16 protein-coding genes are annotated in these 19,719 nt (G+C 37.4%); 12 read left to right on the top strand and 4 right to left on the bottom strand.

What is annotated here, in order from left to right; translation table 11 throughout:
- Positions 1-12: 12 nt before the first annotated feature.
- The 3 genes from ACIQZ6_RS03490 to ACIQZ6_RS03480 all read left to right on the top strand — a co-directional run bounded on the left by ACIQZ6_RS03490 (position 13) and on the right by ACIQZ6_RS03480 (position 3,223).
- Positions 13-1,050: a threonine aldolase family protein gene (locus ACIQZ6_RS03490; protein WP_395808244.1), complete on the top strand. Its 1,038-nt coding sequence runs from the start codon at positions 13-15 to the stop codon at positions 1,048-1,050.
- A gap of 88 nt (positions 1,051-1,138) precedes the next feature.
- Positions 1,139-2,626, top strand: coding sequence for an acetyl-CoA carboxylase biotin carboxylase subunit (gene accC, locus ACIQZ6_RS03485; RefSeq protein ID WP_395808242.1), 1,488 nt, complete (start codon positions 1,139-1,141; stop codon positions 2,624-2,626).
- A gap of 12 nt (positions 2,627-2,638) precedes the next feature.
- Complete coding sequence (locus ACIQZ6_RS03480) at positions 2,639-3,223, top strand: riboflavin synthase (RefSeq protein ID WP_395808240.1); 585 nt, start codon at positions 2,639-2,641, stop codon at positions 3,221-3,223.
- An 873-nt stretch (positions 3,224-4,096) separates the two neighbouring features.
- Here the strand turns inward: ACIQZ6_RS03480 and hscA are convergent.
- Positions 4,097-5,947, bottom strand: coding sequence for a Fe-S protein assembly chaperone HscA (gene hscA, locus ACIQZ6_RS03475; RefSeq protein WP_395808239.1), 1,851 nt, complete (start codon positions 5,945-5,947; stop codon positions 4,097-4,099).
- Between the two features lie 150 nt (positions 5,948-6,097).
- On the opposite strand from hscA, the gene ACIQZ6_RS03470 reads away from it, so the two are divergent.
- Positions 6,098-6,607, top strand: coding sequence for a DinB family protein (locus ACIQZ6_RS03470; protein ID WP_395808237.1), 510 nt, complete (start codon positions 6,098-6,100; stop codon positions 6,605-6,607).
- A gap of 107 nt (positions 6,608-6,714) precedes the next feature.
- On the opposite strand, the gene ACIQZ6_RS03465 is transcribed toward ACIQZ6_RS03470, so the two are convergent.
- A complete protein-coding gene (locus tag ACIQZ6_RS03465) occupies positions 6,715-8,049 on the bottom strand; it encodes a dihydroorotase (protein WP_395808235.1) in 1,335 nt (444 codons plus the stop codon).
- 233 nt (positions 8,050-8,282) lie between these two features.
- On the opposite strand from ACIQZ6_RS03465, the gene ACIQZ6_RS03460 reads away from it, so the two are divergent.
- From ACIQZ6_RS03460 to ACIQZ6_RS03445, 4 genes are all read left to right on the top strand, one after another.
- Positions 8,283-9,662: a DEAD/DEAH box helicase gene (locus ACIQZ6_RS03460; protein WP_395808233.1), complete on the top strand. Its 1,380-nt coding sequence runs from the start codon at positions 8,283-8,285 to the stop codon at positions 9,660-9,662.
- A gap of 442 nt (positions 9,663-10,104) precedes the next feature.
- Entirely contained in the window at positions 10,105-10,464 is a 360-nt protein-coding gene (gene gldC / locus ACIQZ6_RS03455; protein ID WP_395808231.1) for a gliding motility protein GldC, read from the top strand.
- 11 nt (positions 10,465-10,475) lie between these two features.
- Positions 10,476-10,874, top strand: a complete 399-nt coding sequence (locus ACIQZ6_RS03450; RefSeq protein ID WP_395808229.1) for a hypothetical protein — start codon at positions 10,476-10,478, stop codon at positions 10,872-10,874.
- A 28-nt stretch (positions 10,875-10,902) separates the two neighbouring features.
- Positions 10,903-11,937, top strand: a complete 1,035-nt coding sequence (locus tag ACIQZ6_RS03445; RefSeq protein ID WP_395808227.1) for an alkane 1-monooxygenase — start codon at positions 10,903-10,905, stop codon at positions 11,935-11,937.
- A 37-nt stretch (positions 11,938-11,974) separates the two neighbouring features.
- Here ACIQZ6_RS03445 and ACIQZ6_RS03440 read toward each other — a convergent pair whose 3' ends face one another.
- A complete protein-coding gene (locus tag ACIQZ6_RS03440; RefSeq protein ID WP_395808225.1) occupies positions 11,975-12,670 on the bottom strand; it encodes an NUDIX hydrolase in 696 nt (231 codons plus the stop codon).
- Between the two features lie 119 nt (positions 12,671-12,789).
- Between ACIQZ6_RS03440 and pfkA the strand changes: the two genes are divergently transcribed.
- The 4 genes from pfkA (at position 12,790) to ACIQZ6_RS03420 (ending at position 16,714) form a co-directional block, all read left to right on the top strand.
- Positions 12,790-13,773, top strand: a complete 984-nt coding sequence (gene pfkA / locus ACIQZ6_RS03435; protein WP_395808223.1) for a 6-phosphofructokinase — start codon at positions 12,790-12,792, stop codon at positions 13,771-13,773.
- A 3-nt stretch (positions 13,774-13,776) separates the two neighbouring features.
- Positions 13,777-14,625, top strand: a complete 849-nt coding sequence (locus ACIQZ6_RS03430) for a hypothetical protein (RefSeq protein WP_395808221.1) — start codon at positions 13,777-13,779, stop codon at positions 14,623-14,625.
- 5 nt (positions 14,626-14,630) lie between these two features.
- Positions 14,631-15,629, top strand: coding sequence for a type I glyceraldehyde-3-phosphate dehydrogenase (gene gap, locus ACIQZ6_RS03425; protein ID WP_395808219.1), 999 nt, complete (start codon positions 14,631-14,633; stop codon positions 15,627-15,629).
- Between the two features lie 116 nt (positions 15,630-15,745).
- Positions 15,746-16,714: a Gfo/Idh/MocA family protein gene (locus ACIQZ6_RS03420; RefSeq protein WP_395808217.1), complete on the top strand. Its 969-nt coding sequence runs from the start codon at positions 15,746-15,748 to the stop codon at positions 16,712-16,714.
- Between the two features lie 98 nt (positions 16,715-16,812).
- Here ACIQZ6_RS03420 and ACIQZ6_RS03415 read toward each other — a convergent pair whose 3' ends face one another.
- On the bottom strand, positions 16,813-19,689 hold the full coding sequence (locus ACIQZ6_RS03415) for a TonB-dependent receptor (RefSeq protein ID WP_395808215.1): 2,877 nt from the start codon (positions 19,687-19,689) through the stop codon (positions 16,813-16,815).
- Positions 19,690-19,719 lie beyond the last annotated feature (30 nt).

Here is a 19,719-nt window from a genome sequence, read left to right as displayed (position 1 = left end):
CTATTTTTAGGCATGAATGATACTAAAATGATTGTAGACCTGCGCAGCGATACAGTTACGCGTCCAACTACCGGAATGCTGGAAGCCATGTATAGCGCAAAAGTTGGGGATGATGTATTTGGGGAAGATGAAACTGTTAATGCACTACAAAATAAGCTATCAGACCTATTTGGAATGGAAGATGCATTGTTTTGCCCATCAGGAACCATGACCAACCAGATTGGAATTAAATGCTTTACCAATCCGATGGACGAGGTTATTTGTGATGAAACAGCACATGTTTACCGCTATGAAGGTGGAGGAATTGCCTTTAACTCATCTGCGTCTGTTCGTTTATTGTATGGCGACAGGGGTCGTTTGAATGCCGACCTCATTGAGCCCCATGTCAATCCCGATAATGTTCACTACCCAAAAAGCAGTCTTGTTGTACTTGAAAATACAGTAAATCGAGGTGGAGGAAGCTTTTATACCCTTGATCAAATTGAGCCGATCTATCATCTATGCCGAGTAAAAAATATGAGCCTGCATCTTGATGGAGCAAGAATTTTCAATGCACTGGTAGAAACAGGAGATGATCCAAAAGAATACGGTAGGATGTTCGACGGAATTTCTGTTTGTTTATCAAAAGGCCTTGGAGCACCGGTAGGTTCAGTCCTTTTGGGAAGTAAAGAAACGATCCAAAAAGCGAAACGCATCCGAAAAGTATTTGGAGGTGGTTGGCGTCAGGCAGGATTTCTTGCTGCAGCAGGAATATATGCCCTTGACCACCATATTAACAGGTTGAAAGATGATCATAAAAACGCAAAAATCCTTGCAAATGCTTTGACGAATATGCCTTATGTAAAAAGCTGCATGCCGGCTGATACCAATATTGTGATATTTGAGCTGCATAATAAGCATGATTCAGAAGAATTCGTTGAGAAGTTAAGTCATTATGGAATCAAGTGTAATACCTTTGGCAAACAAATGATCCGTTTTGTTACCCACCTAGATATAAGTGATGCAATGATTGATCATACGGTGCAAACCTTAAAGAAAATTCATTCTTAATTGATTACAATAGCTAAAATGACATTATCAGCATACTAATCATGCAGAATTTACCTTTATTGCAATCGATCTAAAACTTAAAGCATAAATGGAAAAAATCCTGATAGCTAACAGAGGAGAAATAGCCCTTCGGGTGATGCGATCTGCACGCGAAATGGGCATCAAAACTGTTGCAGTATTCTCTGAGGCTGATCGTAATGCACTGCATGTAAGATATGCAGACGAGGCTGTTTGCATAGGGCCCGCCCCATCGGCACAATCTTATTTGTTAGGAGAAAAGATCATAGATGCCTGCCTGAAAACTGGTGCACAAGGTATTCATCCCGGCTACGGATTTTTATCAGAGAATGCCGCATTTGCTAGACAGGTCAAAGCAGCAGGACTCATTCTTATCGGACCATCGCCTGAAGCAATGGAAATCATGGGTAATAAATTATCTGCAAAAGCTGCAGCATTAACTTATAATATACCAATGGTTCCTGGAACAGAAGAAGCGGTTACAGACATTAGTGTGGCTCAGAACAGAGCAATAGAAATTGGCTTTCCAATTCTTATCAAAGCAGCTGCCGGTGGCGGTGGCAAAGGAATGAGAATAGTTGAAAAGGCCTCTGATTTTATTGAACAAATGGACCTTGCTGTTTCTGAAGCCACATCGGCATTTGGAGATGGCTCTGTTTTTATTGAACGTTATGTTTCTTCGCCAAGACATATCGAAATTCAAGTTCTAGGAGATAATTATGGTAATATTATACACCTTTTTGAACGAGATTGCTCAGTACAAAGAAGGCATCAAAAAGTAATAGAAGAAGCACCCTCATCGGTTCTTAGTGAGGAGTTAAGGCAAAAAATGGGTGAAAGTGCAGTTAATGCAGCCCGTTCATGTAATTACACAGGTGCAGGAACGGTTGAGTTCATTCTGGATGAAAATCTTGATTTTTTCTTTCTCGAGATGAACACACGCCTGCAAGTGGAACATCCGGTAACGGAAATGATCACCGGTATAGATCTGGTAAAGGAACAAATACGTGTTGCACGTGGAGAGCCTTTAAGTTTTACGCAGGCCGATCTCAAAATAAAAGGACATGCCATAGAATTAAGAGTATATGCTGAAGATCCGGCAAACAATTTTCTTCCTGATATCGGTAATTTACAAACCTATATTACCCCGAAAGGCCCTGGCATTCGGGTAGATGATGGGTTTGAGCAAGGAATGGATATTCCAATCTATTACGACCCCATGATTGCCAAACTTGTTAGTTATGGAAAAGATCGTACAGAAGCCATAGAACGCATGATTCGTGCAATAGATGAATACCAAATCATCGGAATACAAACTACCTTAGCCTTCGGAAAATTCGTGATGCAGCATGAGGCTTTTATATCCGGAAATTTTGACACTCATTTTGTAAGCAACTATTTTATTCCTGAACACTTATTGATACAGGAAGATGAAGACGAAGCTATGATAGCCGCACTAATAGGTTCAAATTTCATGAATTCACACATCGAATCAGTAACCCTTGATCAAAATATTGGGATTCAATCTCAATGGAAAAAGAATAGAAAAGAATATTAACATTTAGAAAATATGTTTACAGGTATAATTGAGACTATCGGTCGTGTAATAGAATTAAAAAAAGATCAAGATAATTTACATCTTATTATCCAATCGGATATCTCAAATGACCTTAAAATCGATCAGTCTGTTGCTCATAACGGTGTGTGTTTAACAGTCGTAGCAATGGCAGATGGAACCCATACAGTTACTGCTATTGCAGAAACTCTAAACAAGTCAAATCTTGGAAAACTTAAAGAGGGCGATTTGGTTAATCTTGAACGATGCATGCAAATGAATGGACGACTCGATGGGCATATCGTACAAGGGCATGTAGATCAGACAGGAAGCTGTACCGAAGTAAATGATAGGTTAGGAAGCTGGGAATATACATTCAGATATGACCCTTCAGAAGGTAATGTCACCGTTGAAAAAGGGTCAATTTGTGTTAACGGAATCAGCCTGACCGTAGTAAACTCAATAGAAAATTCCTTTTCGGTAGCCATCATCCCCTATACTTATGAGCATACCAATATGCAGCAAATAAAAAAGGGCGATACCGTAAATCTTGAATTTGATATTATTGGAAAGTATGTTGCACGTTTAATGAAGCAGTAGATTTCATAGCACTTTTTGAGTATTGAGTATAGCGTATAGAGATAGATTCTGCTTCACCTCAGACTTCAGACTTCAGACCTCAGACAACTGATAAAAGGCAAAAGCTGAAAGCTAAAAGCTGAAAGCAGAAAGCTGAAAGCAGAAAGCTGAAAGCAGAAAGCAGAAAGCAGAAAGCTAAAAGCAGAAAGCTGAAAGTAAAAAGCGAAATTTTGTTTAGTAAATATTAATACCGTCTAACCAACTAACCACCTAACCAACTGACAACTGATAACTGATAAAAGGCAAAAGCTGAAAGCTAAAAGCTGAAAGCTAAAAGCAGAAAGCTGAAAGCAGAAAGCTAAAAGCAGAAAGCTGAAAGTAAAAAGCGAAATTTTGTTTAATAAATACTAATACTGCCTAACTAACTAACCACCTAACCAACTGACAACTGATAAAAGGCAAAAGCTGAAAGCCGAAAGTAAAAAGCGAAATTTTGTTTAGTAAATATTAATACCGTCTAACCACCTAACCAACTGACAACAGACAACAGATAACAGACAACTGATAAAAGGCAAAAGCTGAAAGCTAAAAGCTAAAAGTAAAAAGCGAAATTTTGTTTAGTAAATATTAATACCGTCTAACCAACTAACCACCTAACCAACTGACAACTGATAACTGATAACTGATAACAGACAACTGATAAAAGGCAAAAGCTGAAAGCTAAAAGCTGAAAGTAAAAAGCGAAATTTTGTTTAGTAAATATTAATACCGTCTAACCAACTAACCACCTAACCAACTGACAACTGATAACTGATAACTGATAACTGATAACTGATAACAGACAACTGATAACAGACAACTGATAACAGACAACCGATAACAGACAACCTCCTTCTACTCAATCGCCTTCCCCTTCATTGCAGTTGAAATAGCAGTGTTCATTAGCCTTTCTGCAAATGGGCGAGTAAATTCGTTTAACTCGTCGATACTTTTTAGAATTAGATCTTTATCGCCAGAGCCTAAAGCATTTTTGAGAGATTGAATCAAAATTTGAGTATCGGCAATTTCAGTTTCAGAGACTTGTTCTGTGTTTTTAGCTAAAAAACGTTCAACAGTATAAACCATTTGCTCACCTTCTGTGCGGGCTTCTATCAGCATTCTTTTGCTGACATCCTCTTTTGCATTCTCAACACTATCAATCAGCATTTTCTCAACTTGCTCATCCGTTAAGCCATAGCTTGGTTTTACTTCAACTTCTTGCTTTACGCCAGATCGTAATTCTACGGCTTCAACTGTTAGTATACCATCAGCGTTTAGCTTAAAGTTAATATCCACCTTCGGAAAACCTGCGGGCATAGCCGGAATTCCTTTGAGGTCAAATTCTGCCAGCTTACGGTTTTCGTTTACCAGGTCGCGCTCACCCTGATATACAGAAATTTTCATATTAACCTGTCCATCGATTGATGTAGTATATTGCCGCCCTGCTTTTGATGGCACCTTTGCATTTCTGGGGATAATCACATCCATGAGTCCACCCATGGTTTCTATTCCTAAAGAAAGTGGAGTAACATCGAGCAATAAAATATCTTTTCTGTTTCCGGCTAAAATATCAGATTGAATTGCAGCACCTAAGGCAACAACCTCGTCTGGATTAATCTGATCATGCACTTCTCTTTGAAAAAATTGGGACACCTGTAATTTTACCAGAGGAGTTCGTGTTGATCCACCAACCATTACCACTTCTTGAATATCAGTAATACCCAATCCGGCATCCTTTAAGGCATTTTTGCAGCATTGTATGGTTTGTTCAACTTTTGAAGATATGAGTTCTTCAAACTTCAATTTAGTAATCGCACATGGAATGTCGGCAACAAATCCGTTGAAAATATTTTGTGTGGTCAGCGCTTTTTTAGCTTCTTCTGCCTTGAGGCGTAAAGCTTGATTCAAGGAAGAATCGCTTATAGAATCCTGAAGCTGATTTTGCTCTATCCAATAATTTACTATTGCCTGATCAAAATCATCACCTCCTAAAAATGTATCACCATTAGTTGAGAGCACTTCAAAAATTCCATTCTGTATCTTTAAAATTGAAACGTCAAATGTACCTCCACCAAGATCATAAACAGCAATAACTTTTTCCTGTTCAGGATCAAGTCCTATCCCATAGGCTAAACTGGCTGCTGTTGGTTCATTCACAATTCTAAGAACATCCAATCCGGCAAGTTTTCCGGCATCGCGTGTTGCCTGACGCTGGCTATCATTAAAATAGGCTGGAACAGTAATAACAGCTCTATTAACTACTGTTTTGAGTGCATGCTCTGCCCTTTCTTTGAGCTCTTTAAGAATCATTCCAGAAAGCTCAATTGGCGAATAGTATTTATCAGCAACATTGATCTTAACCAAACTTTCGCTATCGTCGTCAATAATTTTGTATGAAAACAAACTGCTATGTGCTTCAATATCTTGATAAGACCGGCCTAAAAGACGTTTGACAGAAAAAATGGTGTTTTTTGGATCTGAAATTAGAAATTCTTTTGCTTCATTTCCAACAACCACGCTTCCATCAGGCTGAAAATGAATAACAGAAGGCACTAGTAATCCCTTACCTGTGTCATTAATAACCTGCGGAATACCCTCGGGGTTAATAAATGCGACCAGACTATTGGTTGTACCCAGATCTATCCCAACAATTAACTCCTCTTTCTGTATAGATCCGGTTGCAATATTAATAGATACTTTAGCCATAAACAATTTCAACAAGTTGCAAAGGTAGGGAGTTTAGTTTCAATACAGAACTATTCCAGCTAATTTGAGATTTTATTACAATCTGATTAGTTTTTGACAGATAAATGAGCACAAAAAATTGTAAATTTAAAGAAATCAATTAGCCTGACTATGAAATCATTACTAATCAATTACCTTGAATATAATCAATGGGCAAATGAAAAAATGTGTAAGTATCTGGTAGGAATTGACGAACGGGAGATAGCTGTCAATAAACAAAATGAATACCTGACTATTAAAAAGATAATCATGCACATTGCTGATGGTGAACAGACATGGCTAGCAAGACTTAACGGACAAAATATTCCGCACATGCACAACCTTGACATTGGAGGAAACCTACATAGTATTTGTGGTCTTGTCCGTAAAAATTCAAGTGATTTTATTGATTTTGCAAGTTCTCAAGATGACTTTTTTTTCACTTCAAGCACCGATTATATAAACCTGAAGGGTAAAAAATTCAGTCAAAACAATGCAGAAATCATTCTCCATTGCATGAATCATTCAACATTTCACCGAGGCCAGCTGATCTCCATGTTAAGGCATGTAGGATACACTGATCAGTCGGCAAGTGATTTCATACTATTTTTAAGAGAAAAAGGCCTTCAGATGACTGAATAATAAAAACAATTTATTGGCTTTCAGCCTGATATATAGGTTTTATCTTCGCAATTACTTTATTTGCCGATGAAAAGAAACATTCTGTTCGCCAAAATAAAATAGAAGATCTAACGGTTAAATGCCAATCTTTTTCCAAAAATCCCATCCTTAATTATCCCATCTTCATAAACTAAATTACCTGAGATAATGGTACTAATCACGGTTGAACCAAATACTTCTCCTTCAAAAGGGCTCCAGCCACATTTTGCTAAAACATTCTTCCTGCTAACCACATAAGGTTTATTCAAGTTGACCAACACCAGATCAGCCCAATAACCTTCCCGAATAAAACCCCGTTTATCTACTTGAAAACAGATTGCCGGACTATGTGCCATTTTTTCAGCTATTTTCTCCAGACTGATTTTTCCTCGCTTATAAAATTCAATCATCGCAATTAATGCATGCTGAACAAGTGGGCCACCAGAAGGTGCTTTGCTGAACGGCTGTGATTTCTCTTCAATTGTATGAGGAGCATGATCGGTAGCAATAATGTCAATCCGGTCATCTAGTACCGCCTGAAAAATAGCCTCCCGATCTGCAGCAGTCTTAATAGCAGGATTCCATTTAATCCAATTTCCTTTTTTTTCATAGTCTGCATCAGAGAACCATAAATGATGAATGCAAGCTTCAGCAGTAATCCTCTTTTTATTCAGAGGTAAAGTATTATCGAATAATGCGGTTTCAATGGCTGTAGAAATATGAAGAATATGTAATCGAGTATCATACTTTTTTGCAAGCCCAACGGCAAAAGAAGAAGAAATATAGCAAGCTTCAGCAGTGCGTATCATGGGGTGCATTTCTGGGCTTAAATCATCACCATATTGCACTCTAAAACGTTCAGCATTTGCACGTATGGTGGCTTCATCCTCACAATGAGTGGCAACAAGTATGGGCGCCTGGCTAAAGATCCCTTCAAGAGTCTTTTCATTATCTACCAGCATATTTCCTGTAGATGAGCCCATAAATACCTTAATTCCGCAAACATTATTGGGGTCGGTTTTCAAAACTTCATCCAGATTATCATTTCCTGCCCCCATAAAAAAAGAATAATTGGCAGCTGAAGTACGTGCTGCAATAGCATATTTATCAGCCAATAATTCTTGAGTCAAGGCATTTGGGATTGTATTTGGCATTTCCATGAAAGAAGTTATCCCTCCAGCAATAGCTGCCCTACTTTCCGTAAATATGTCGGCTTTATGCGTTAAGCCCGGCTCTCTGAAATGAACCTGATCATCAATACATCCCGGAAAAAGGTGAAGCCCCTCCGCATTGATTTCCTGATCGGCATGATGTTCAAGGCTTTTACCGATCTGCTCAATGATTCCGTTTTTAACAAAAACATCTGCAACAACTTGTTTGCCTTCATTAACAATAGTTGCTGATTTGATAAGAATTGAAGCCATGCTGAATGAATTAGGTATAATCTAAAATCATTGCAATTTCGGAATTTTTTTTCTTAGTTATTAAACAATTACCATTCTAAAATGGCCTGAAATTATATATGATTAGCTAAAATTGATTCAGACCTAAAATAAACACCTGGCAAAAGAAATATCATTAATTAATTTAATGAGTCAAAATATAAAAGCTTTAAGGTAAGAGGTACCACATAAAATCAAACACGTATCTTTGCCAAATGTCAATATCTTTTGAAGATTTTAAGCTGAACAAACAGATCCTGAATGCTGTTGCGGATGCGGGTTATACTTTACCTACACCCATTCAGGAAAAGGCGATTATGCCAATTTTATCCGGACAGGATATTATGGGAATTGCGCAAACTGGAACAGGTAAAACTGCTGCCTTTGTGTTACCAATACTAATGAAGCTAAAATTTGCCCAGGGTAATGATGCAAGAGCTTTGATTATTGCTCCTACCCGTGAACTGGCTATGCAGATTGAGGAAAATGTTAAAACATTTGCCAAATACACCGACCTGCGTACGGTTGTACTTTTTGGAGGATTGGGACCAAAGACACAGATTGCTGAGTTAAAAAAAGGAGTAGATATCATTATTTCAACCCCCGGACGCTTTCTAGACCTTTACTTGGACGGAAATATAAATACACAATTTCTCAAATTCCTGGTCATGGATGAGGCTGATAAGATGATGGACATGGGCTTTATCGGTTCCATACATAGGATTCTTGAAGTAGTACCAAGAAAACGCCAAAATCTTTTGTTTTCGGCCACTATGAGCGAGTTGGTACATAAAATCTCAGGTGATTTTCTGAAACATCCTACTGTAATTGAAGTAGCAGCCCAAGCAACACCGGCAGATACTGTAAGTCAGGTTTTGTATAAAGTACCCAATTTAAAAACTAAACTTAACCTGCTTCAACATCTTTTAAAAGACACGGAAGATTTTACACGTCTTATCATTTTCTGTAAAACCAAAACTGTAGCTGATAATATTTTTCATTTTCTGGAACGGAGATATGGCGCTGAACAGGTTCGAGTAATACACGCTAACAAAGGGCAAAATACCAGAATCAATTCGATCAATGCATTTAAAGATGGTCAAATACGTATTTTGGTTGCTACTGATGTGGCATCACGCGGATTAGACGTGACTAATGTTAGTCATGTGATCAACTTTGATGTACCGATCATTATTGAGGATTATGTTCACCGCATTGGACGTACCGGACGTGCTTTGCAAACTGGCGATGCCATTACGTTCTGCAGCCCATCTGAAGAATATTATGTTGAAAAGATTGAAAAACTGATCAGACAGAAAATTCCATTGTCAGAAGTACCTGAAGATGTATTTATTGATGATACACCATACGAAGAACGTCAGGATATTGCCAGAGAGATTGATCTTCAGAAAAGAAGGGATGATCCTGAATTTAAAGGTGCATTCCATGAAAAAAAGGCCAAAAATTCTAAAGGAGTTAAAAAAGTCAAAGCTGATCCGAAAGCCAAGGTTAGAAATAATAAGCCCGGTGCAGCCCGCAGAAAAAAAAGTATCAAATTTGATGCTGTTCATAAAAAAGATAAAAAGAAAAAATGAATCTGCGATTAACCCCGCTTAATATCGTTGTTGCCCTATTAATTGTCAGTGCTATCTATCTGCCCACTATCCCTGTTTTAAAAGGGATGCCTGAATTGGGGAGAATCCCACTATTTATTATGATAATTCTGTGTTTGATCACAGATCAGGTATTTCGTAGGTATATACCAAAGCTAAAACGCATTTGGTTAATTGAATTTCTATTTCTCATCTTTGTGGCTATATTAATTGCACTAATCAACTTGTTTATTTTAAATTAACAACCCATAGTTATCGAGTAAAAACCTATAACTTATTACTTATAACCTATAACTTATTACTTATAACTTATAACTTATAACCTATTACTTATAACCTATTACCTATAACTTATAACCTATTACTTATTACCTATAACTTATAACCTATTACCTAAAACTTACAACTTATTACTCCAATCCCAATGAAAAAAGCCGAAATAAAACTCACTATAGAACTTGATGATCAAAACGTCCCTGAAAATATTTTATGGGAATCTACCGACTCACAAACAAAAGAAGCACTTCCTGTTAAATCGATGATGCTTGCACTTTGGGATCATAACTACAAAAACTCTTTACGTATTGACCTTTGGACCAAAGACATGCCAGTAGATGAAATGAAAAGATTCTTTTATGAGACTTTGCAGACCATGGGCGACAGTTTTCTTCGTGCAACAGGAGAAGAAGCGATTGTTGAAGATCTTAGAGACTATTGCGCTCATTTTGCAGAGAAAATGGAATTAACAGAAGGAAATAATCCTCAATCTGCTCTTAAAGGCTAATTCACATTGCTATGACATTAAAAAATTATACAGGAATAATTGGTGCATTATTGGTAATTGCCGGCGGTTTATCGCCCATGCTTCATATTCCAATTATCGGAAACTGGAATTATTGGGATCTAGACACAGTTTTGGCCTCAATAATTTATACCCTAGCTACTCTGGCATTAATTGCATCAGCAAGCAATAAAAGAGGTCTTTTACGCTTCTGCGGATGGTCTATACTGCTGGTTTTGGGTTTCACCTTTGTTGCTGTTTATTTCAAGGTAGATAATTATTTCAGTTTTATCCCCTTTAAAAAACTTGCAGCGGCTGCAAGCAGGATTATTCATTACCGATGGATGGGTTGGGCACTTATTGCTACTGGAGGCCTTATCATGATCCTCTTTTCTGGAAAGAATAAAAAATAAAAAAACATTGAACAGCAGAAACAAAATAATGAATTCAGCAATCACAGCTAAAAAGAGATCATTCAGAAACTATAAGTATTTTCTCAATTTAATGCCAGTACTATTGGTTATTTATGGAAACATTAATGGTGGCTGGTTCAGTTTATTAAATTTCATCTTCACTTTTGTTGTATTGGGAATTGCAGAAATTATCCTTCCCGAAGACCAAACGAATGATGATGTAGTTGACGATGAACTCCCTGAAATTTTGATGTTCCTTTCTGTATTTGCACAAATTCTATCCATACTTAGCTTAATTTATGGGGTATACACTGGCACACTAAAAGAGTATTGGATCATAGCCGCAGCACTATCTACGGGTGCTGCATCTGGCACTTTAGCTATCGTAGTTGCCCATGAACTCATTCACAGAAAAAATAAAATTTGGAATTTCGCAGGAAGATTCCTGCTTTTTACTGTATTTAACCCCTATTTTTATATCCATCATCTCAGAATTCATCATAAATATGTGGGAACAGACTCCGATCCCGTAACTGCAAAATTTTCTGAAAACTACTATCACTTTTTGATTCGATCTATTTCAGGTCAAATCAAACAATCCTTTCAACTTGAAAAACAACGTTGCCTTGCCAAGAGAAAATCAGCTTTGGGCATGAACAATTATATGTTAAGCTGTTTATTAGGATATATCACCGTTATAATTTGTGCAGGCTTACTTGCTGGATGGACGGTTTCAATTGCACTGATAGCTCAAGCATTTTTTGCCAATCTATTACTTGAATACACAAATTATATTGAACATTATGGCTTGAGCAGGAATGATAATGAACGGGTGAATGAGATGCATTCATGGCAAAGCAATAAACTCATCAGTCGCTTCTTCCTGATTGATTTGAGTCGTCATTCAGACCACCATTTTCATGCAGCAAAACCATTTAATAAGTTGGTTTCCTATTCTGCAAGCCCGGTACTTCCTGGAGGATATGCAAGTATGTTATTACCTGCTCTAATCCCACCTCTTTGGTTCAGACTGATGAATTTTCGAATTAAGAATACACAGTAATACGGTATGATACACAGCCTTGCATAATGATTGGCAATCATTTGCCAAACGTAAGCTCTTTTTGAAATAATTTGGAGTATTTTCTTTTATCGAATTTATACAATTTTGCGGCACGGTAAGAAACGCCTTTTTGCTTTTCATCAAGCTCTTTCAAAATGCCATAATTCAACATTTTTTTCCGGAAGTTTCTTTTATCAAGCTTCTTACTTAGAATCACTTCATACAATTGCTGTAATTGGGTAAGCGTAAATTTCTCAGGGAGTAATTCAAAAGCAATGGGTTGATAACTGATCTTGTTTCTTATCTTTTCAAAACCACGTGAAAAGATCTTTTCATGATCGAATGCTAATTGAGGTAGATCGTTAACAGATGTCCAAACAGCTTTTGAAACATAATTGCTAACGGGCTTCAGTTCTTTAATGCCATTCAACCTAATCATAGCATAATAAGCTACTGTTATAACCCTACCCTGTGGATGCCTGTTTACGTCACCAAAGGTGTAAAATTGATCCATGTAAATATCTCTTAAACCGGTCAATTCATACAGGATTCGCTCAGCAGCATGATCAATACTTTCATCCTGTTCAACGATATATCCTGGCAATGCCCACCAATCTTTAAAAGGCTCTTCATTACGTTCAATTAGAAGGATCTTTAACTCTCCATTATCGAAGCCAAAAATTACACAATCAATTGAAAAAACAGAGTCAAACTTAGGGAGTAGCGTTTCCAAAATTTTTTTATTAAAAACTAAATATATGAGGTTTAGTCATGACTGAGTGAAAAAATATTTAAAAATTACTTAGTGTAGAATATACACACTATATTTGCGTTAAACTATTGAAAATAAGTTTGTCAGTGATAAAAAAAATAGGAGTTTTTACTTCAGGTGGAGATGCTCCAGGAATGAATGCCTGCATCAGGGCAGTGGTTAGAACAGCTGTTTTTTACGGGATTGAAGTAGTAGGGATTCGCAGAGGCTATCAGGGAATGCTAGAAAGCGATTTCTGGGATATGGATGCACGTTCAGTAGGAAATATTATCCATTTAGGTGGAACAATTCTAAAAACAGCAAGATGCCTTGAATTCAAAACTGATGAAGGCACAAAAAAAGCGTATACTAATTTAAAAGATTATGGTATCGATGCGCTTATTCCGATAGGAGGAGATGGTACGGCCCGAGGTGCAGACCGACTCTCTAAGCGTTTCAATATTCCAACCATTTGTATTCCAGGCACAATAGATAATGATCTTAACGGTTCAGATTTTACTATTGGGTACGATACTGCTACGAACACCGTAATTGACGCAATTGATAAAATCAGAGATACTGCAGCATCACATAACCGCTTATTTTTTATCGAGGTTATGGGACGAGATTCTGGGTGTATTGCTTTACGATCAGGAATTGCCGGCGGGGCTGAAGCTGTAATTCTACCAGAACGAGCAACTGGAGTTGATGAGCTGATTAGCAAATTATCAGGAGATGCAAAAAATAAAAAAACATCAAGCATCGTGATTGTTGCAGAAGGAGATAAAAGTGGCGGAGCTTATCAACTTGCAGAACAAGTCAAAGAAAAATTTAATTTTTACGACATCAAAGTCACTATATTAGGGCATTTACAGCGAGGGGGTAGTCCAAGCAGCTTTGACAGAGTTCTGGCAAGCAGATTAGGATTTGCAGCTGTAAAAGAATTACTCAATGGCAAAACCAGGCAAATGATCGGGCTTCGAGGTAATTCAATTGTATTAACCCCCCTAGAAGAAGCATTAAATTCATCTCATTTTAAATTGGAGGATGATTTAATGGAGATGGTGAGTGTTTTATCAATTTAATATATGATTGCGGTAGTTTATAGCGGATCAAGGAATGCTAACTGGAAATTGGCAGAAAAAGGAAAAATAATTTCTGAGTTTAAAACTCCTGGAATAAATCCTTTTTTTAATGATGAAAGCCATATTACCCAGTTCCTGAATAAAAATGCAGAATTAATTAATAATGCAGAAAAAATTCACTGGGTATACTTTTTCGGAGCAGGAGCATCTTCTAAAGAGCGCCAGGAAATAGTAACTAAGGCATTGGCGAGCTTCTTCCGCTTTAGTAAGGTAGTTGTAGAACATGACCTTAAAGCTGCTGCACTTGCCGCTTGTGGCGACGAAAAGGGCATAATTGGCATTTTAGGAAGTGGCTCCAATGCAGCCTATTTTGATAGTAAAAAAATCTGTGAAAACAACTTTGGGCTTGGATACATTTTAGGGGATGAAGGTTCAGGCAATTGGCTTGGCAGGCGACTCCTAAAATCCTATTTGAATGATCTGATGCCAGCTGAATTTGCTGAAAAATTCAAGAAAAAATACGACCTCGACAGAACACAGATTCTCGACAAAGTATACAGGCAAGACCAACCGGCATTATTTTTGAGCTCTTTTTCAGACTTTTTGATAGAAAATAAAACTGATCCATTCATTAAAAAGTTGGTAATAGATGGTTTTGACCTTTATTTTAAAACCTATATTATTCCATTAAAAACGCAAAATCCCAATTGCCAGATCCATATGCTGGGTTTGTTGGCTGCGGGTTTTAAGGAATACTTGATCGAAGTTGCGCATAATAATAATTTAGAAATAAGCTCTATTATTAGAGAGCCCATATATAATCTATTAAAATATTACTCTAACAAAAATTAACAAAAATGAAAATTGGAATAAATGGTTTTGGCCGCATAGGACGTTTAGCTTTCAGAGCAGCAATTGAAAGAGACGGAGTTGAAGTAGTTGGTATTAACGATCTTGTTGAACCAGATTACATGGCTTACATGTTAAAATATGATTCAACCCATGGCAAGTTCAAAGGAACTGTTGAAGTTGAAAATGGAAATTTAGTTGTCAATGGAAAAACTATTCGTGTATCTGCAGAAAGAGATCCTGCAAACCTTAAATGGAACGAAGTTGGTGCTGAAGTAATCATTGAATCAACCGGTCTATTTTTAACTCAGGCTGATGCTCAAAAACATATTCAGGCCGGAGCTAAAAAAGTGGTTCTATCTGCACCGGCCAAAGATGATACCCCAACATTTGTAATGGGCGTAAATCATAAGGATCTGACTGCAGATCAAACAATTGTTTCGAATGCATCATGTACTACCAATTGCCTAGCTCCACTTGCAAAAGTATTAAACGACAAGTTTGGTATCGCAGAAGGATTAATGACAACTGTTCATGCGGCAACAGCCACTCAAAAAACAGTTGATGGGCCTTCAGCAAAAGACTGGAGAGGTGGCAGAGGTGCTTACCAAAACATTATCCCTTCATCAACTGGCGCTGCCAAAGCTGTTACCCTTGTTATACCTCAATTAAAAGGAAAGCTTACCGGAATGGCTTTCCGTGTTCCAACTGCAGATGTTTCAGTAGTTGATCTTACTGTACGTTTAGAAAAAGCAGCAAGCTATGAGGACATTAAAAAAGCCATGAAAGACGCATCAGAAGGTGAACTAAAAGGAATTTTAGGATATACTGAAGATGAAGTTGTATCAACCGATTTCTTGGGTGATGCACGTACGTCTATTTTTGATGCTAAAGCAGGTATTGCTTTGAATGATCATTTCGTAAAAGTTGTAGCCTGGTATGATAACGAATGGGGTTATTCGAACAAACTGATTGACCTTGTTCAGCATATCGGAACAGTAAACTAAAAAATAATACGTAAAAAGTTTTATGCTACCTGAACCCTGTTTCAATTTCGGAACAGGGTTTTTTTACGAATAATAATTTCTATTTTCGGATGTATAAGAAAGGTTAAATTCATAAAATGAAAAAAATAATCTGGGGAATCATTGGCTGCGGTAACGTGAATGAAGTAAAAAGCGGACCAGCATTCAATAAAGTTCCAAACTCCAGCCTGGCAGCCGTTATGCGTCGCGACAAACTTAAGGCTGAAGACTATGCCAACAGACATCATGTTAAAAAATGGTATTCAGATGCTGAATCATTGATACAAGACACTGAAGTCAATGCAATTTATATTGCTACCCCTCCAGATTCTCATGAAGCCTATACACTGGCTGCATTCATGGCAGGTAAGCCAGTTTACGTGGAAAAGCCAATGGCATTAAACTCAATCGAATCTCAAAGAATGCAGGAGGCAGCTGATAAATTTAATTGCAAACTAAGTGTAGCCCATTACCGCAGAGCACAACCTCGATTCATTGAAATTAAACGAATCATTGATGAAAAAATACTGGGCGAAATAAACTCAGTAGACATGAAAATGGCAATGAGCCCTTCACCTGGTTTAGCAGAAACATGGAGAGTAAACCCTGCCATTTCTGGCGGTGGTCTTTTCCATGATCTTGCACCCCATCAGCTTGACCTGATGCTTTACTTTTTTGGAGAACCCACTAGCATATATGGTCAGGCACTCAACAAAAGCAAAAATTATCATGCCGACGATTATGTCAGTGCTGATATTGGATTCCAAAACAATATTTTGTTTAAAGGTTTATGGAATTTTGATGTAAAAAAAGAAAATGAAGAAGACCTTTGTGAAATTAAGGGAGCAAAAGGCATATTGCGATTTGGTGTTTTCAGCGACTTCTGTGAACTTAGCCTGAACAAAGAAACTAAATCTATTACATTTGAGCATTTACAACATGTTCAGCAGCCTATGATTGAACAAGTAGTTAATTATTTTCTGGATAAGGGGCCAAATCCATGTTCAGGTGCCGATGCGCTTATCGTAATGAAGATGATGGATAAAATTGTAGCGAAAATACCATAGCTAATTAACAACAAATCCCGCTCCGTAAACCGGAGCGGGATTTGTACACATTTAAAAAATCAGCTTTTTATCTCAAATAAGATGATTTTTTTTTAAAATTATTGGTTAAAGGTAAATCCAACATAGTACATACCACCCATCTCAGGATTTCCATAAGAGGTTACATAGTATTTATTCAGAAGATCTGAAGCACCGATTTTGATCATTCCATTAACAGAAGGAATTTTCAAGTTAACCTGTGCATCAACAGTTCCGAATGAAGGAACCGCGCCAGATGCAAATGATGAATTCCAGTAGAATGAATCCTGCCAGCGGTAAGAAACGTTCATACCCACATTCTTAACAACGTTGCGATTGCTGATACCTAAATTATAACGAACTTTTGGAGTATTAAAATCATTCACATAAGTAACAGGGATATCACCGATATTATTGTAAGAAATATTTCCGCTTAGGTTATACTTTCCCATCAAATAATCAATTCCAAGAGCAGTACCATAAGAAGTTACATTACCCTCTGCATTAACCGGAACACCAAACTTTGTAAAAGTAGTTCCACTTTGCTGGAATACCTCTACAGATGTAATGAAATCACTGTAGGTATTATAATATCCGTAAGCATCAAGCAAAACTTTGCTTCCTAATAAACCTTTATAACCCAATTCGTAAGCTTTTACACTCTCTGGCTTTACTCCACCTTCGGTGAATGAATACGTTTTAAGTAAAGCAGGATTTGCAGCACCTGCTGATGCAGAAGCTAAGAAATTACGGTAACTCACATCAGTAAATGGCTTGTTTCCATATAAATTATATTTCACCAAACTTGAAGGCAAACCACCAATTAAACGTGTTGAACCACCACCAACTGAAAGGTCGATAAATTGATTCTGTGTTGTTGGGTTACGATAACCTGTTTGATAAGATAATCTGATATTATTATTTGGCGCTACTGTGTAAACTCCTGTAAGTCTTGGAGTAAAACGACCATCAAAATTCTCGTTTTTATCATAACGACCAGAGAAACTTAACTTAAATGCATCAGACAATTTTTTACCCATTTGAACAAAAGCACCATATTCATCGATATCAATTTCACGGTTAAGGTCATCGAAAATAGTACCTCCAGAATTCAAATCATATCTTCTATATGAAGCTCCAACCTGAAGTTCAAAGGCTTCTTTCAAAGCACCAGTTAGATTATACATACCTTCATAATGGTAAAGGTTTGATTTATCATTGAATCGTGCACCTAAACCAGAACTGATATTGGTATTCATAATGGTGTTTTTCGCAGATTCAAACTGAGGACTTCCAGGCAAAAATCTACCAACATCTGCTGCTGTACGAGCCAATGAATGAGCCTGAGCATCAGGAGCACCTGCAGCGCGAGCACCTACATAATTACCAACATATTGAGGGAACCAGGCAGTACTTGCTTTGGAGGCTTCATTGATGTAACTACCAAGTATAGAAGAAATATATGAATCTCCTGAACGCTCCTGAGTAGTGTAACCACGTACCATGAAGTCTTGTCCCTTCACTTCAAGTTTATATTGCCCTATACTAAAATTACGTATAGAATAACGGTCAGAACCAGTGTAAACGGTGGTACCAGTACCCCAGTTTGCTTGCAAAACAGCCTGAACGGTATTACTTAATTTATAATGCAATGAAGTAGATGTTTTTATAGACTTGGCATTGTAATCAACTAAATTTTGTTCATTATAACCTGTACGAGAAACTAATTGATCAGGTATCAATCCAGCACGTAAACCAAAGTTAAAAGGCAAAACATTTTGAATTGTAGGCCTCAAAGCTGCTGGGAAATTACCTAAAAATCCGCCTATCTGAGCGGGTGTGGCGTTTGGAGGAAGAGAAGCATTGATCATTCCAATTACATTCGGAATTGCTCCACCTGTAGCTGCTGCTACTCCAGCATTGGTTGCTGATTGAACTGAGTTAGCTATGTTACGCATATTTGAATTTACTTCATCACCATATACGTTTACACCATCAAAATTCGGATCAGAATTTCTATCACCTGATTTCACAGTACGTGAAGTGCGGTCAAAATTAGAGTAGTTTGCTGCCTGCCAATCATCTGCTTCTAAAAAAGAGAGTGTAGTTTTAAAGGCAAATTTATTCCATGCTTTTGCAACCCTAACTGCTGCTTCTTTAAAAGGAGCTGCTGGTTGCAATGGATCACTCACATGACTTAGTCCATTTTTAATTGAGAAACTAACTCCTGGCGTAGTAAAAGGATCTTTTGAACTCATCAGCATAGTACCGTTAATACCACCCGCACCATATAAAGCAGATGAAGCACCTGGCAATAGCTCTACATTATCAAGGTCAAGTTCTGAAATACCAATAATGTTTCCAACAGAAAAGTTCAAGCCTGGTGCCTGATTATCCATACCGTCTATGTATTGATTAAATCTGGTATTACCATTTGAATTGAAACCTCTTGTATTAATAGATTTGAATGTCAAACTTTGAGCACTCATTTCAACACCCTTCAAATTATTGAGTGCATCATAAAATGATACAGCGGCTGTTTCACGAATTGCTGCAAGTCCGAAACGCTCAATTGATACCGGCGACTCCAATATTCGCTCTGGAGTACGTGAAGCGGCTACTACCACTTCCTGACCAAGGATCGACTGAGATTCCATTTTGATCTCTAAATTAGATACTGAACCGGCAATCTCTTGTTCAATGGTCTTGTAACCGATATAAGTGATTACAATTGTTAATGGTGTTTTTTCTGAAAAACTTAGATTGAATCTACCTTCAGAATTTGTAGATGTTCCAATTGTTTTGCCCTTCACTTTGATGGCTACGCCTGGCAATGTTTCATTCGTTAATTTATCGGTTACTTTTCCAGATATGCTTATATTCTGAGCAAATCCGATGTTTATAGTACCAATAAGTACTAATAAAATACAGGCTAAACGAGTAAATGTTTTATTCATAATTCTCGGTTTTATTTTTGGTTATTTTTT

The organism is Daejeonella sp. (assembly GCF_044348475.1).
Classification (GTDB): domain Bacteria; phylum Bacteroidota; class Bacteroidia; order Sphingobacteriales; family Sphingobacteriaceae; genus Daejeonella.
Note: the sequence above shows the minus strand (reverse complement) of the source record. Positions and strands in the feature narration are given on the sequence as shown.